The following is a 15,749-nucleotide window of genomic DNA, read 5'->3' as shown; positions in this document are numbered from 1 at the left end:
TAACGGATGTTTTAGTTGAATAAGTAAATAAAAAAATAGAACTTCCATTTTTATGGAGGTTCTATTTTGGAATTATTTCCAATATTTAAGCTTAACAGAGCGAATTATTTAAACCCATTAGTTACATATAGCTGTTTGTTACTGATGTCCTTGCTTCGTAATATCCAGCGATTTAGGAATTAAAATGAAGACAATTACTGCTACGATCATCATTATAATTCCACCTATTAGGGCTGTTGCTACAAAAGAGTCGTTAAACGCAGCTACAGCTTCTGTAGCAAGCTGAGTAAAGCCCGTTATATTAGCTACCTCAACAGCACCTACAACGGATTCGTTAGCTATATGAGCTAATTCACCAACAATTCCATCGGATGAAAATGCCGTAATATCTAAATAGGAGCGATAAAGCAATGATGCAAGACTCCCAAGAACAGCTACACCAAACACGTTGCCAAGATCATACATGGATTCTTCAATTGCAGCAGCGTTTCCTGCTTTTGATGTTGGCGTTTCCAACATTATGAGAGCAGAAGCAACAGCTAACGAAGCAGTACCAGCTCCGACTAATATTAATGCTACAGCTAAAGTTGGATATGTTAACGGATTTCCGAAGAAATACATAACGAACATGCCAATAGCTGCAATCCCAATTCCAATTGGTAGTACAATTTTTGCACCTAGACGTGCGGCTAATCCTGGAGCTATTGGGGCGAAAACCATTGCTCCTAATGCCATTGGTAACAGATAGAATCCTGCTTTAAATGGTGAAAGTCCTTCAACTACCTGTAACCATTGGGCGACTAATAAGAGGACAGAAGCCATTGCAAACATGGTCATGAATGCCGCAATCGTACCAGCCGAGAAAGATCGACTATTAAATAGCCTTACATCAAGCATCGGCTCAGAGCTTGATAAATTACGTCTTACAAACAATATGAGCATAACGAAGGCAACTACAATAACAATCCACGGTGTTAATTCAGAAAGCCCTTCCTTTGAAAATTCTTTAATACTCCAAATAAATGCAATCATACCTGCGACTGATAAAAAAGTAGACGGTATATCCCAGCTGTGAGCTTGTGACTTTGATACCCGTGATTCAGGTAATAAGAATAGACCAGCAACGACAGCCAGTATAGCGAATGGAACATTAATTAAAAAGGCTGAATGCCATGAAAACTGTTCAAGTAAAGCTCCTCCAATAATTGGGCCAAATACAGCACCCAATGAAGAAACAATCGACCATACAGCCAGTGCTGTTGCTCTTTCTTTAGGATTTTCAAAGATTACACGAATCATTGAAAGTGTCGTTGGCATGATTAGAGCGCCAGCAATTCCGAGAAGAAATCGAATAGCGATTACAAAGGATGCACTTTCGGCAAAGAATATTAGTAAAGATACTAAGCCGAATAGAGTAAATCCAGTTAGTAAAGCCTTTTTACGCCCCCATCTATCAGCTAGAGTACTCATAGGAATAATAAAACCAGCTAAAATGAGTGAATATATATCAACAATCCATAACTGTTGAGTAGCGGTAGGCTTTAATTCTCTTACAAGATCAGGTAAAGCCATAATTAGAATGGTCATATCCATCGTCACAACGAATAAACTAGCTGCAAGAACAATCAAAGCAGTCCATCGCTGCTTTGTTGTCATCATATTTGACGTTTTCGAAAAAAATGAAGCCATCTTAATTTTTCCTCCTTAGATACATTTATATTATAGACCGACTGGTCGGTCTATAAAAGAGTGTAACTTATAATATTTATCTTTTCAAGTGAATCTTACGAAGTTTTTTTGGGATAAATGGAAAATTGGAAGGATGATAAGCCATAAAATGAATTCTTAATTGTATATGTTATAATGAATGATAATTTCTTCATAGTAGGAGTGAAAAAGTTGAGAGAAAAGATATTAAAGGCAGCAAAAGAACTATTTATTAAAAATGGATATAATGCTACTACAACTGGGGATATTGTGAAATATTCTGGCAGCAGTAAAGGGAATTTATATTATCATTTTAAAACAAAAGAAAATCTCTTTTTGGAAATTCTAAATATTGAAGATGCAGAATGGTATGCACAATGGCGCGAGGAAGAGAAAAAATGTCAGAGCAATAGGGAAAAGTTTTATCTATATAACGAATTATCCTTAAAAACGGAGTTCTATTATCCGTTGCAAACGGCAATAATAGAATTTTACACTGGAGAATACGAATCAAAACATATTGAAGAAAAAATAAACGAGCTTGAGCAACGATATTTAAATACTTACTATGAGATATTCAGCGCGGGAAATAGAGAAAAAGAATGGGATATTGAAGATGTGGAATCTGTTAGTCAAATTGCTGCGACAACGATTAATGGAATTATTACCTTTACTAATAAAATAGATATCAAAAAGAGAATGGAGCTTATGGAGCGTTTTTCTCAAATATTTTTAAAAGGCGTAGAATAAAACAATGTATCTAGTTTTATCTTTATTATAAAGGGATAGTCAGCATTTCTCTCTAATGTGGCGTTCTTTTTGGCAGAGAGGGTTTACGTAAGAATCATTTTTTGACTTTTCATTACTTTTGGTCAAAATATTTTATTGAAATAGATTAGCTTGAACTGTCGTGAACGTGCTAATGAAGCTGGATAATTAGGTACTGTATTATTTTGTAAAGCTAAACAAGCTAATAGAGCTTGGTGAATATCAAAATCCTAAATCCTCGATAAAATATAAAGAGGAGTTAGGTTTTTATTAGTGGTACATTCTTATTAACTGTAATCAATTGGCATACAACAATTACATTGTATTTTTCCGTTTGATTTAATGCGTTAAATATATGTTCTTAAAGTAAAAGTATTAATGTTAATGGATTTTTAGTAGTTTACTCTTGATAAAATGCTCAGGCAAAGCGGTTATTTGGCGGCAATTTTTAAAAGAGTTAAAAGTTGGATGCAACAACTAGTGACAGAAAATGAGAAGTTAGAAATGTAGTTACTAACAGATACTGGACGTTTAGAAATCCGAGCGTTCCTTAAAAAAGTCGCAAAATATTATCAATTAATAGGTTAAATAATACTCACGAAATACCTAAATCCAAACAAAAAAAGCTGTAGGGAAACCTAGGCATTTAGCCTACTTTCCCTACAGCTCTTACATTACCATAAATTATTAAAGCCCTTTGAGCCAGGAGGTGCATTTTGTATAATATCAAAGATTGGAATCGTGTAAGCAAAAATAATAAGCGCTACTAGGATTACGCCCCATACTTTGAAGTTTTCAAGTATAGCAGGTGTTTTTTCAGCACCAGGTGATAATTCCGCTAATGGGAAATCTTGCTCGCCTTTTGGAGCGAAAAATGCTAATTGAATGACTACATACGTAATAAGAAGAATCGCGATAAATAGGATTGTTCCACCTACAGCCTGTGCAATTTGGTATGGAATCCATTCGATTGCTTGCGTTGCACCACCATACTCAGAGTATTCAGAACGTCGAGGTGCACCGCTAAGTAAACCAACGATATGCATTGCACTTGACATAATGAACATACCTGTAGCCCATAGAATACCTGTGATGACACCTAAGAAATTTAGCTTTGGTGTTAATACACGACCTGTTAAATGTGGAATTAACCAGAATGCAACACCAAAGAATGTTAATGCAACAGTTGTTGCCACAGTTAAGTGGAAGTGACCTGTAATCCAAATTGTATTATGAACAAGTTGGTTCATTTGGTAGGATGCGTTGACAATACCGCCAGCTCCACCAGGAATGAATGCTACCATCCCCATGAAAGGTAATAAAAAGCGGCTATCTTTCCAAGGTAACGCTTTAAACCAGCCTAGAAGCCCCTTGCTACCTAATTGACGACCTCGTAATTCGAAAGTCGCAAACATTGAAAATGCTGTTATTAATGATGGTACGATTACAAAGAATGTTAAAACAACTTGGATAAATTTCCACAATCCACTGATACCTGGCTCTGTTAACTGATGGTGAATACCTACAGGAACAGAGAAAATTAAGAATAACATGAACGATAGACGAGCTAATGCATCAGAGAAAATTTTTGCACCAAGAATCTTTGGTACAATTGTATACCATGCCATGTAAGCTGGTAGTAACCAGAAGTATACTAAAGCATGCCCGAAATACCAGAATAAAGTACGTGTTAATAGTACATCTACACGTTCAACTAAACCAAGTGACCAAGGTAAAAGGATGAATAAAACTTCAGTAGCAACACCTAATGTTGCAACAAACCATAAAAGATTATTTACTGTAACCATGAACGCTAGTAGGGGAGAAGTTTCACCTTTATGCTCTTTGCGCCATGCGATATAGCGCATAAATTGTGGTACGATTAATAACCATGAGCCTACTACAACTAATGTTAAACCTAAATAGAAAATCCAGTGTGCTTTTAGTGGTGCATAGAATGTATAGAGTACTGTTGCTTCATTTAATAACACCATTGTTGCCGCTGCAACTGTTCCGATTGTCATGCACCAAAAGCCAATCCAACCGATTTTACGTTGTGTATTTGTAAGAGGACCAACAGTGCGACTAATCGCAGCAACTTGGAAGCCCATAATAAAATATGTTGTTAATATAAGACCGAGTAAGATACCATGAACTGTTAAAACTTGATAATAACCAATGCCCCAAGGTAATGTAAATTGACCTGAACGGACTAACACCTGTAATAAACCTGCTAAACCGCCAACAAGCAATGCGATAAAGGCAACATAAATATTAGCCATTGCTAGCTTTCCATCGCGAGGATCAACCTTCATAATTTTATTCACTATCGTTTGCTGCATTTGGGTCCACCACCTTTAATTTAGAATACATGTACGCATGACCTGTACCGCAATATTCATTACATACGATTAAGTATTCTCCAGTTTTATTCACGACAGTTGTATATTCGGAAATATAACCTGGCTCAAGCATCATATTAATATTTGTCCCTGTTGCTTGGAAGCCATGAATAACATCTTTCGTAGTTGCGATAAACTTTACTTTCGCATTTAATGGTAATTCAATTTCAGCGGGATTATAATTAAATGCAGAAGCAATTAATACGACTTCATAATCCCAATCCTTGCCCTCTACTTTATGGACACCAGGATTGTTAAACGGCTCAAAATCTTCGACTCTCTCATAATCGATAGTTTTTCTAGAATTATTGGGATGTGAGCCGCTATGGAAAGCACCGATACCTAAAATAATTAGGAAAGCTATTAAAGTACCAGTACCAAACACAAGCCACCATTTTTCATACTTATGTAGGTGCATTTTTTCCAACTCCTTAAACGTTTAGTGTCCTTAAAAACGATCCATAAATAGGCTGAAGCAATAGGCCCATAATAAAATAATAATTCCGCCTAGGGTAAAGGTCATAAGAAGTGTGCCTTTTAAGTTTTCTTCCGCCTTTTTCTTTTTCGCCATCATTGTCCCTCCTATTATTAGATGTATATTTCGTACTTGTTTTCATCATAAAAGAAACTGATAATGAACGATGTGATAAAAATCACACTTGTTGCTAAATTTTGTGAAAAAAATGTGAAGTATGAAATGAGCTGTTTTTTCATTAAATGAAGTAGGGGATTTCGTTGTAAAGAGGTGCTATGGAAATTTATTTGGATAAAAGCACATAGGATTTTCTAACGAGGCTTAACTTTAGTTGTGGTGGGTTAATGGACATTAATCGCACCGCAATTTATGCGTTATTTGGCTTGCCACAAAGGTAAAACTTCTCCCCTGTTAACCTTTATAGTAACAGTAAACAATTTACTTCGGGTTATTGCTACATTAAGGGTTGCTAGTGAAGTATTATTTATGCTTTTACCTTGGTCATTAGGTTTAAGTGAGCGTGTAGATGTACTTTAAATTAGCATTTCTGGCTAACTACCTGCTTACATGTAATGGTATACAATTGAGTAAACTATAAGCTTTAATAGAACCTATTCTTGAAATTTTGTACTAGGCTTCAAAATCAATGTTTTCAAGTTTTTAAAAACCTATTTACTTAAACCTTTCAATAAAAAAGGCTGCTGGAAAAGCAGGGGCAAACCTGATTTCCAACAGCTATTTCTATTATAAATAATTATCCCGTATTAACAGGCTGTACTTTTGCGACGAGTAACCGCAGAAGCAGATGTTTTTTGCGACGAGTAACCGCAGGAGCACCAGACCCCAACTTTATTAAGTCAAGATGTTTAAGTGGGGGATTAAACAGCCTGTAAAAACCCGATTGGTGAAACTACCAATCAGTGGGGGATGCGGAAAACCCCCACTGATTGAAGGTTCACTTTATTCTTCATCATCAATTGTTAATAAAATTGTAATTTCACCGACGCCAGTAAGTGTGGCTGGAAGGCTGAATGCGTGTTGAAATCCGTAAAGCTTCGTATGTCCAACCATTACTGTAGGGGGTGTGATATCTAACTCTAAATTTTCAGTGCCTGCATGTGTACAAAGGTTGCCAGCAATCATATTGCCAAGCTCACCTGTAAATGATTCAAGCATTGCACCTTCTAGTGGCATACCAAACATAGCAGCTCCGATTGCTCCGAATGTTTCTGGTGTGCTGTCGATAATAACGCGCCCTTTTAAGTCTCCAACTAAGCCAATAAGCACACCCATTTCTTGTTGTATGTATGGTTCTGTAGTGAGGGATGGTGTTTTAACATCTATGTCCATTGGCAAAATGGTTTTTAATGAGTGGATTGTCCCATTTAAAATCGTTTGTACATGCTTCGAAGTGCTCATAATATACCACATCCTTTTACTCTATTTTCTTCAATAGTACCATAAAAGTGTCAAAAAATATAGAATTCCGTTGCAGATTGACGATAAACAGAAAATATTAGTATAATAGAGATGATAATGATTCTCAAATATCCTATTAAGTGAGGTGTCTCGTATGATTTTTGCGGTGGTTGGCATCGTAGTTGCTGTTTACACAGCAATAGGCTCATACGTGTTGAAAAATACAATTAAATCGATATGAACTATTTTACGCTTACGTGTAAAATAGTTTTTTTCAATTATATAGCGAAATTTACGAACAAAGCGTGGTACTATATAGAGTGAAACTATTAATAAAGGGGTATTACTGTATAATGGAAGTTTTTGAAAAACAATTGCAGGAGCTGCTTCAGCAATCCGCAATTCAATACATAATTTATAAAAATAATGAAGATACAGAGCGTGTAGAAAAGCTGAATTTATTTGCACGAAAAATATTACAGAAAGAATATGTAATCGGTTTTGCTGGACATTTCTCTGCGGGAAAATCAAGCATGATTAATGCTTTATCAGGTGAAGATATTTTAGCAGCAAGCCCAATCCCGACAAGCGCCAATATTGTTAAGGTGCATAAAGCAGAAGAGGATTATGCGATTGTTTATATGCATCACGATAAGCCAGTCAAATTTGAGGCAGGCTATGATTTTAAAACAGTAAAAGAGCTGAGCAAAAACGGTGAGCTTGTATCGCAAATTGAAATTGGTCATAGTGGCTCTAATTTACCATTCGGTGTAACGGTGATGGACACACCAGGGGTAGATTCGACAGATGATGCACATGCGATGAGCACAGAGTCGGCGTTACATATCGCGGATATTGTATTTTATACAATGGATTACAATCATGTACAATCAGAGTTGAATTTTCAATTTACAAAGCAATTAATGAAATATAATCCAAATGTTTATTTAATCGTGAATCAAATCGATAAGCACCGCGAGTCAGAATTATCTTTTGAGGATTTCCGAAAATCGGTGCATCAATCATTTGCGGCGTGGGGTGTAGAGCCAAAGGATATTTTCTTTACTTCTTTAAAAGATAAAGAGCATCCGCATAATGACTTTGCAAAAGTGAAAAAAATTGTGATGGATTCGATGAATGATTGGCAGGAGCAGCTTGTATTAACAGCAAAAAACACGCTGCAAAAGCTACATCATGAGCATGATGCATTTTTAGCACAGCAAAAAGAGGAAAGCTTTGAGGGGTTTGCAGAAGTGTTACCAGCAGAAGACTGGGAGGCACGTGCAGATATATTAGAGCAATACGAATATTTAACGCGCCAAACGACATTATTCTCGTTTGAGGAATGGCAGCAAACCTTTGATGAAAAGCGTAAAGATTTGTTAGCGAATGCAGCTATTATGCCAGCAGATTTCCGAGAAAAGCTACGCAGCTATTTAGAAAGTAAGCAGGAAAACTTTAAAGTAGGCGGCTTATTTAGTGCGAAGAAAAAGACGGCTGAAGAGCGTGAACGTCGCATTGAGGATGCAAATAATGCATTTCAAACGATTGTGCAGTCGCAAATTATTGGTCATTTGAAGGCATTAATGAAGGAAGCGCTAAAAAATGTTGGGGCTTTAAATGAGGAACGTGCAACGGCTATTGATCAACACAGCTTTGCCTTGCCATTCTCACTTATTGAAGAGCAGGTGCAATCTGGTGCATTAGTAACAGGGGATGCATTACTGAATTTTGCCAACCGCGTAGCAGAAGCGACAAAACGATTTTTCGTACGTGCAACAGATACATGGTTAGAGGAGCAAAAGCCGCTATTATCACAAGTCGCAACAGAAGCGAGTACGCCAGTAAAATTAAAAACAGCCGCACTTCAGCCAAAAGTAGATGCGATTCTTCAAATTCAGCAATTCGATGAGCGCAAAATATATAGCGATAAAGAAATGAAGCAGGCGAAAAATGAAACTCGTGCATTAGCGAAAACACAAACGACAAAATGGCAAGCAGATTTTGAGCGAGCACTTGCGGAAATTCGCCCATTTAGTGAGGAAATGCTAGCTAAAAACGAACAGCAGCAAATCGAGGAGCAGTTCGAACAGCAGCAAGTAACAGGCGCGAACTATCAAACAGAAGAAGTTATTAATAATGCGCTAAAAACAGCAAATGCTATCGGCAATGTACAAGGCTTTGCGGAAGTTGCAAGCTTCTTAAAGAAAAAAGTGGAGCGTTTGCAAAAGAAAGATTTCACCATTGCACTTTTCGGTGCATTTAGTGCGGGAAAATCGAGTTTCTCAAATGCATTAATGGGTTCAAGGGTATTACCTGTATCACCGAATCCAACAACAGCGGCAATTAATAAAATTCGTCCAGTAACTGCAGAGCATCCACATGAAACAGCGGATGTACAATTAAAAACAGCGGAGCAGCTACTTGAGGATATTCAAGGCTCATATGCTGCGATTGGCTTAACTGTTTCGTCTTTAGAGGAGGCTTATTCGCGTGCTGAGGAAGGCTTAGCAGTGAAGCTGGTGGATGAGCGTTTAAATATTCATAAGTCATTTATTCGCGCATATGCGGAAGGCTATAATGGGTTTAAAGACCAGCTTGGTCAAGTGCTACGTGTTAACCGTGAGCAATTTGAGCAATTTGTTGCACAGGAAAATAAATCATGCTTCGTTGATAATATTGATTTCTACTATGATTCACCTATAACGAGAATGGGTGTAACACTTGTTGATACACCAGGGGCAGACTCAATTAACGCGCGTCATACAGGCGTAGCATTCGAATATATTCGCAATGCTGATGCGATTTTATTTATTACGTATTATAATCATGCCTTCGCGAAAGCTGATCGTGAGTTTTTAATTCAGCTTGGTCGTGTTAAGGATGCATTTGAGCTTGATAAAATGTTCTTCGTTGTCAATGCGATTGATTTAGCCAACACTAAAGAGGAAGAAGAGGATGTAAAAAATTATGTGCGTAGTGAATTACAGCGCTTCGGCATCCGCTTCCCACGCTTATACGGTGTATCAAGCTTACAAGCATTGCGTGAAAAAGAGCAGGGACAAGATTTGGCATCTGGAATGCCACCATTTGAAGAGGCGTTCCATCATTTCTTAAATGATGAGCTGCAAGCACTGGCGGTTCAAGCATTACAGGAGGAAGTTGAGAAGGCACATGCACGTTTACATGATTTAATCGCGCAAACGGAGGCAAACCTTTTACGTAAGGATGAGCGCTTAGAGGAGCTTACGCAGCTAGAGCAGCATATTGAAAATGCATACGCGAATGTGCAAACAGCTATGTTACAATCAGATGCAAATCAAGAGCTAGATGAGCTATTATATTATGTAATGCAGCGTGTATATTATCGTTATCCAGATTTCTTCCGTGAAAGCTATAACCCATCGCAATTTGCGGCGATGCCTGTAGCAACAGCGTTAGAAACATCATTAAAAGAAGTGCTACAAGCATTAAGCTTCGATTTTGCACAGGAGTTGCGCGTAACGAACTTCCGTCTCGCGCAATTTGTTGAAAAGCGCATTGCAGGACGTTTTAAAGAGGAAGCGCGTAGCTTGAAGGAAATAAACAATAGTTTTGCATTTATTGCATATGAGCCAGCGAAGCCGACAATTTTAGAGTTTACTGGTCCATTTACAGAGCATAGCAAATATGCTTCGGTTAAATCGCATTTTAAAAATGTTAAAGCATTTTTCGAGAAAAATGAAAAAGAGCATTTAAAGGATGCGTTAGAGCAACTAACAAAGCCCGATGCACAAGGATATTTAGATGCAGAAAAGGCACGATTACGAGAATGGGCAGCAGGCTATGTAGTGGATGAAGCAACTGCGCTATCCGACTATATGCGTGCACAGGCGCTAGAGCAAATTGCCACAGAGCGCCGCTTATTACAAGAAGAAAGTGCATTAGGCGAATGGAAAGAGATTTACGCAGCGCTTAAATAAGCAAGTTTTTGGCGCACTGGGGGCAGCATTTTAGTTCGATATACGAATACGCGAAAAGGGGAGAATTGTTTATGGCAAAGGTGTTTGTAACGGTGGATGAAGTACAAGAAAATGCTCGTTTTATTGATACGCGTTTTTCACTAACAAATGCTGATGAAGGTCAGCAATTATTTACAGAAGGTCATATCGCAGGAGCAATTTATTGGGATTTAAATCGTGACTTATCGAATATGTCGAGCAAGGAAGGGCGCCATCCTATGCCGACAAAGGAGCAGCTACAATCGTTATTTGAGCGTAGCGGCTTGCAGTATGAGGATGTAATTTATGTTTACGATCAAGGTGGGATGCCCTTTGCAGCCCGTGCTTGGTATATGTTAAAGCTTGCTGGTTTTCCACATGTCTACATTGTGAATGGCGGTTTTGCTGCATTGGCAGAAAAATTTGAAGTGACGACAGCGCAGGAGGAATTTGCGGAGACAGCTCTCGAATTACAATGGCAGGAGCAAATGTATGCTAGCCGTGAAAATGTTAAAAATATTGTAGATGGAAAAGAACAAGCTATATTGCTTGATGCGCGTGCAGCAAATCGTTACCGCGGGGAGCATGAGCCACTCGATCCAATTGCAGGTCATATTCCGACGGCGAAAAACTTTGATTGGGAGCAGGTGAAGAAAGGGGCTTCACTTGCACCAACAGAGGAACTATTAGCTAAAGTATCAAAGGATGAGGAAACGGTTGTCTATTGTGGCTCTGGTGTAACGGCATCACCACTATTTGCGGTACTTACAGAGGCAGGCTATGAGCAATTGCGCTTGTATGTAGGAAGCTATAGTGATTGGATTACTGCGTATGATGTAGAAACAGGGGACAATCAATAGTCAATCAAGCTGTTCAGAAATGAAAATGTTCTGAGCAGCTTCTTTTCACAAATTAAATGAATGGCGGTTCATTGCAAAGGGGAGATAAAATGCTATTAAAAAAACACTTCGAGCAAGGAGAATTAAATGGCGTCATTTATGGTAATGGTACAGTCGCTTTTCAAGGCGTTCAGCTAAATGTTTATAGCTATGTCGTGGATGGTCTATGTATTGATACAGGTGCGCATTCTTTGCGTAAGCAATTTCAGCCATTTTTACAAGCGCAGCCCATTGAGCAAGTCGTATTAACGCATCATCATGAAGACCATTCGGGCAATGCGGCCTTTTTGCAACAGCAGGGTATACCTATTTATATTGAAAAAACACTATTAAAGGAATGTGCAGAAAAAGCAGCATATCCATTTTATCGTAAAGTGTTTTGGGGTGCGCGTAAAGCCTTTGATGCACAGCCACTTGCCAGCACTTTTTCATCGAAAACAGCCGATTGGGATATTATTCAAACACCGGGGCATGCGATTGACCATGTAGCACTACTGAATAAAGAAACAGGTCAATTATTTACAGGCGATTTATATGTGATGACCAAAACGAGACTTATTTTAAGAAATGAAAGCATTCCAACAATCATTCAGTCATTGCAAAAAGTTTTAACATATGATTTTGCGGATGTTTTTTGTTGTCATGGTGGCTTATTGAAAAATGGTCGAAAAGCGTTGCAGGCAAAGGAAGATTATTTACTAACATTACAAGAGAAAACACTTACTCTTCATAAGCAAGGTCTAACACCTGCGGAAATTAATCAAACGCTGTTTTCGAAAAAATATCCAATCACTCGTTTTTCGCGCGGTGAGTGGGATTCACAACATATCGTAACGTCTATTTTAAAAGATGCAAAATAAAATGAAGTTTTTTTGTAACCTTTTTGAATGTGCTACGACTAATACTGTGAAACGTTCTCAAAGGAGAGTAATAAATGATGAAAAAAGCAATGACAATGGCATTAACAGCAACTTTAGCAACGAGTGCAATCACAGCACCGTTAGCATTCGCACAAGATAAAGCAGAGCCAACTTCAAAGGAAGTGAAAGAGGAAGTGGCAACAAACTTCACAAAGCTAACAGGTAAATTAGGAAAAATCGAAAAGCGTGAAAACGGTACTTTATTCACAACAATCGAGCAAGGTGACGAAACATTCTCATTAGTGTTGGAAGAAGGTACACTTGTTTTAGATAATACAGGCAAAAAAGCAGAACTAAAAGAAGGCTTACAATTTACTGCATTCGTCAGCAAAAATAAGCCAATGCTAGCAATTTACCCACCACAATACAATCCAGATGTAGTAGTAGTGGAAACAAGCGATATGGGCATTGTAGAAGTTGGGACATTCGATAAAGATTTCGTTAACAAAGAAAACACATTAAAGCTTAATTTATCAGAGGAATCACAAATTACAAACTTAGCTGGTGAGCAATTAAAGAAAGTGGATATCGTTGGCAAGGAAGCGCTTGTCTTTTATGGACCAGCAACATTCAGCATTCCAGCACAAACAAGTCCATTTCATGTAGTTGTTTTAGAAACGGCTAAAATTGAAAAAGAGATAGAAGAAGTAACAACTGATTTTATTGAACGAACAGGTGAAATTAGCGATATCGTGACACGTGAGAATGGTACGCAATTAGTAACAAACGGGGATAAAGAAAATCCATTCAATTTAGCTATCAATCAAGACACAGTTATATTAGACAATACAGGTAAAAAAGTTGAATTGAAAAAAGGCATGAAATTTACAGCATTTGTAGATAGCAAAAAGCCAGCTATTTTAATTTATCCACCACAATATGCGCCAGAAGCAATCATTGTTGAAACGGAAGAAATCGGCTTTGTAAATGTAAGTACTTTTGATAAAAACTTCGTCAATAAAGAAAACACTTTAAAGTTAAACATTGCTGAAGATACGGTTATTACAAACACATCTGGTGGGAAGTTAACAAAAGAGGATATCGCCGAAAACGTTGCCGTAGTATTTTATACAATTTCAACAAGGAGCATTCCAGCACAAACAACACCATCAAAAGTAATCGTACTAGGAAATAAGGAAGAAACAACACCTACTATTGAAGTTACAGATATTTTAACGGAAGTGATAGAAGGCGATCATTATGAAATCGATGGTGTAAAAATGGTACCGTTACGAGTTTTAGCTGAGAGCTTAGGCTTTACAGTGAAATCAACTGGTAAAGGCGCAATTTTAACAAAGGATAATCTTTCATACGAAATTACACGTGATCAAAAAGAATATTCTCACAACCGTGCAATTAAAAATTTTGAAGTAGCACCAACATTATTGGAAAATAATAAAACTTATGTGCCACAAGAGTTTATTTATAGCTTACGTGGTGAGTAAATAATTTACACATTACGTAGAGAAATCGCTACTTAATGCTATAAACCTTTCATTTGCAGGCTACCAACCAATATGAAAGGGAAAGGTATTCTACAAGCAATTGTAGAATACCTTTTATTTTTTTAACATAATAATTTTTATTTTTTTTGTAACCTTTTTGAATATGGCACGACTAATACTGTGAAACGATTTTAAAGGAGAGATATTTTATGAAAAAAGCAATGACAATGGCATTAACAGCAACTTTAGCAACGAGTGCAATCGCAGCACCGTTAGCATTCGCACAAGATAAAGCAGAGCCAACTTCAAAGGAAGTAAAAGAGGAAGTGGCAACAAACTTCACAAAGCTAACAGGTAAATTAGGAAAAATTGAAAAGCGTGACAACGGCACTTTATTCACAACAATCGAGCAAGGTGACGAAACATTCTCATTGGCGCTTGAAGAAGGTACACTTGTTTTAGATAATACAGGCAAAAAAGCAGAGCTAAAAGAAGGCTTACAATTTACTGCATTCGTTAGCAAAAATAAACCGATGTTAATGATCTACCCACCACAATACAATCCAGATGTAGTAGTAGTGGAAACAAGCGATATGGGCATTGCAGAAGTTGGGACATTCGATAAAGATTTCGTCAACAAAGAAAATACATTAAAGCTTAATTTATCAGAGGAATCACAAATTACAAACTTAGCTGGTGAGCAATTAAAGAAAGAAGATATCGTTGGTAAAGAAGCACTTGTCTTTTATGGACCAGCAACATTCAGCATTCCAGCACAAACAAATCCATTTAGCGTAATCGTGTTAGAAAATAAAGCGACAGATGCTGAAGAAGTTGTGCCAGCAGAGGAAGTGCCGAACTTTGAAAAATTCGCGGGCGAAATTACTGATATTGTAGCACGTGAAAACGGCACGCAATTACTAGTAATTGAAGATAAAGAACAGCCATTCAGCTTAACAGTAGATAAAGAGACAGTAATACTTGATAATACAGGTAAAAAAATAGAATTGAAAAAAGGTATGAAGTTTGAAGCTTTTGTTAATATGAATAAGCCTGTTATCTACATTTACCCACCACAATATACGCCAGAAGCGATTATTGTACAAACGGAGGGTGCAGGAATCGCGGAAGTAGGCACATATGATGCAGACTTCTTAAATCACGAGATTACTTTAAAATTAAACATTACAGATAAGACAGAGATCACAAACTTACTTGGTGAGAAATTAACGAAGGATGCTATCGTTGACAAGCAATCGCTTGTATTTTATACAATCGCAACAGCAAGCATTCCTTCCCAAACATATCCATCAAAAATAATTGTATTAGGTGAAGGAGCACCGGTAGTTGCGCCAGAACCAGCTATTCAAATTTTAGATGTGCTACCAGGATTAATCGCACAAGATAGCTATGAAGTAAATGGCGTAAATATGGTGCCACTACGTGATTTAGCAGAGTACTTTGGCTTCACAGTAAAATCAAATGGTAAAGGTGCAATCATTACAAAAGGCGACCTTTCATATGAGATTACACGTGGTCAAAAAGAGTATACAGATAACGGTGTAAAGAAAACATTTGATGAGGCACCAGCATTATTAGAGAAAGACAAAACATACGTACAACAAGATTTAATCTACATTTTACGTAACGCGCAATAAGCTTACCAAAAGAAATGGCATTTTACAGTTATTAATACTGTAAAATGTCTTTTTTAATACGAAAAATTTGAATCGA

The 15,749-nt window shown here is 37.4% G+C and carries 11 protein-coding genes; 6 read left to right on the top strand and 5 right to left on the bottom strand.

Annotation, left to right across the window (positions count from 1 at the left end; all coding sequences use genetic code 11):
• Nucleotides 1–138 precede the first annotated feature (138 nt).
• Entirely contained in the window at nt 139–1,689 is a 1,551-nt protein-coding gene (gene qac / locus TY13_RS07385; RefSeq protein WP_042473688.1) for a QacA/B family quaternary ammonium compound efflux MFS transporter, read from the bottom strand.
• 210 nt (nt 1,690–1,899) lie between these two features.
• Here qac and TY13_RS07380 point away from each other — a divergent pair, with 210 nt between their 5' ends.
• Complete coding sequence (locus TY13_RS07380; protein WP_042473686.1) at nt 1,900–2,457, top strand: TetR/AcrR family transcriptional regulator; 558 nt, start codon at nt 1,900–1,902, stop codon at nt 2,455–2,457.
• A 692-nt stretch (nt 2,458–3,149) separates the two neighbouring features.
• Here TY13_RS07380 and TY13_RS07375 read toward each other — a convergent pair.
• The 4 genes from TY13_RS07375 to TY13_RS07365 form a co-directional block, all read right to left on the bottom strand.
• Nucleotides 3,150–4,817 (bottom strand): b(o/a)3-type cytochrome-c oxidase subunit 1, encoded by a 1,668-nt coding sequence (locus TY13_RS07375; RefSeq protein ID WP_042473681.1) that lies wholly within the window; start codon nt 4,815–4,817, stop codon nt 3,150–3,152.
• Complete coding sequence (locus TY13_RS07370) at nt 4,795–5,295, bottom strand: cytochrome c oxidase subunit II (protein WP_042473678.1); 501 nt, start codon at nt 5,293–5,295, stop codon at nt 4,795–4,797. Before TY13_RS07370 ends, TY13_RS07375 begins: the two co-directional genes overlap by 23 nt.
• Nucleotides 5,296–5,325: 30 nt before the next feature.
• Nucleotides 5,326–5,451 carry a hypothetical protein gene (locus TY13_RS21125; RefSeq protein ID WP_268258007.1) on the bottom strand — a complete coding sequence of 42 codons (126 nt, stop codon included), beginning with the start codon at nt 5,449–5,451 and terminating at the stop codon, nt 5,326–5,328.
• A gap of 861 nt (nt 5,452–6,312) precedes the next feature.
• On the bottom strand, nt 6,313–6,771 hold the full coding sequence (locus TY13_RS07365) for a chemotaxis protein CheX (protein WP_042473675.1): 459 nt from the start codon (nt 6,769–6,771) through the stop codon (nt 6,313–6,315).
• A 353-nt stretch (nt 6,772–7,124) separates the two neighbouring features.
• Here TY13_RS07365 and TY13_RS07360 point away from each other — a divergent pair, with 353 nt between their 5' ends.
• The 5 genes from TY13_RS07360 to TY13_RS20400 all read left to right on the top strand — a co-directional run bounded on the left by TY13_RS07360 (nt 7,125) and on the right by TY13_RS20400 (nt 15,673).
• Entirely contained in the window at nt 7,125–10,733 is a 3,609-nt protein-coding gene (locus TY13_RS07360; RefSeq protein WP_042473673.1) for a dynamin family protein, read from the top strand.
• A gap of 71 nt (nt 10,734–10,804) precedes the next feature.
• Entirely contained in the window at nt 10,805–11,611 is an 807-nt protein-coding gene (locus TY13_RS07355; protein WP_042473670.1) for a sulfurtransferase, read from the top strand.
• A gap of 89 nt (nt 11,612–11,700) precedes the next feature.
• Entirely contained in the window at nt 11,701–12,510 is an 810-nt protein-coding gene (locus TY13_RS07350; protein ID WP_042473668.1) for an MBL fold metallo-hydrolase, read from the top strand.
• A 74-nt stretch (nt 12,511–12,584) separates the two neighbouring features.
• On the top strand, nt 12,585–14,015 hold the full coding sequence (locus tag TY13_RS07340) for a copper amine oxidase N-terminal domain-containing protein (RefSeq protein ID WP_230199396.1): 1,431 nt from the start codon (nt 12,585–12,587) through the stop codon (nt 14,013–14,015).
• Between the two features lie 209 nt (nt 14,016–14,224).
• Nucleotides 14,225–15,673, top strand: a complete 1,449-nt coding sequence (locus TY13_RS20400; RefSeq protein WP_052344258.1) for a copper amine oxidase N-terminal domain-containing protein — start codon at nt 14,225–14,227, stop codon at nt 15,671–15,673.
• Nucleotides 15,674–15,749 lie beyond the last annotated feature (76 nt).

It is taken from the genome of Bacillus ndiopicus (assembly GCF_000612805.1).
GTDB lineage: Bacteria > Bacillota > Bacilli > Bacillales_A > Planococcaceae > Metasolibacillus > Metasolibacillus ndiopicus.
Note: the sequence above shows the minus strand (reverse complement) of the source record. Positions and strands in the feature narration are given on the sequence as shown.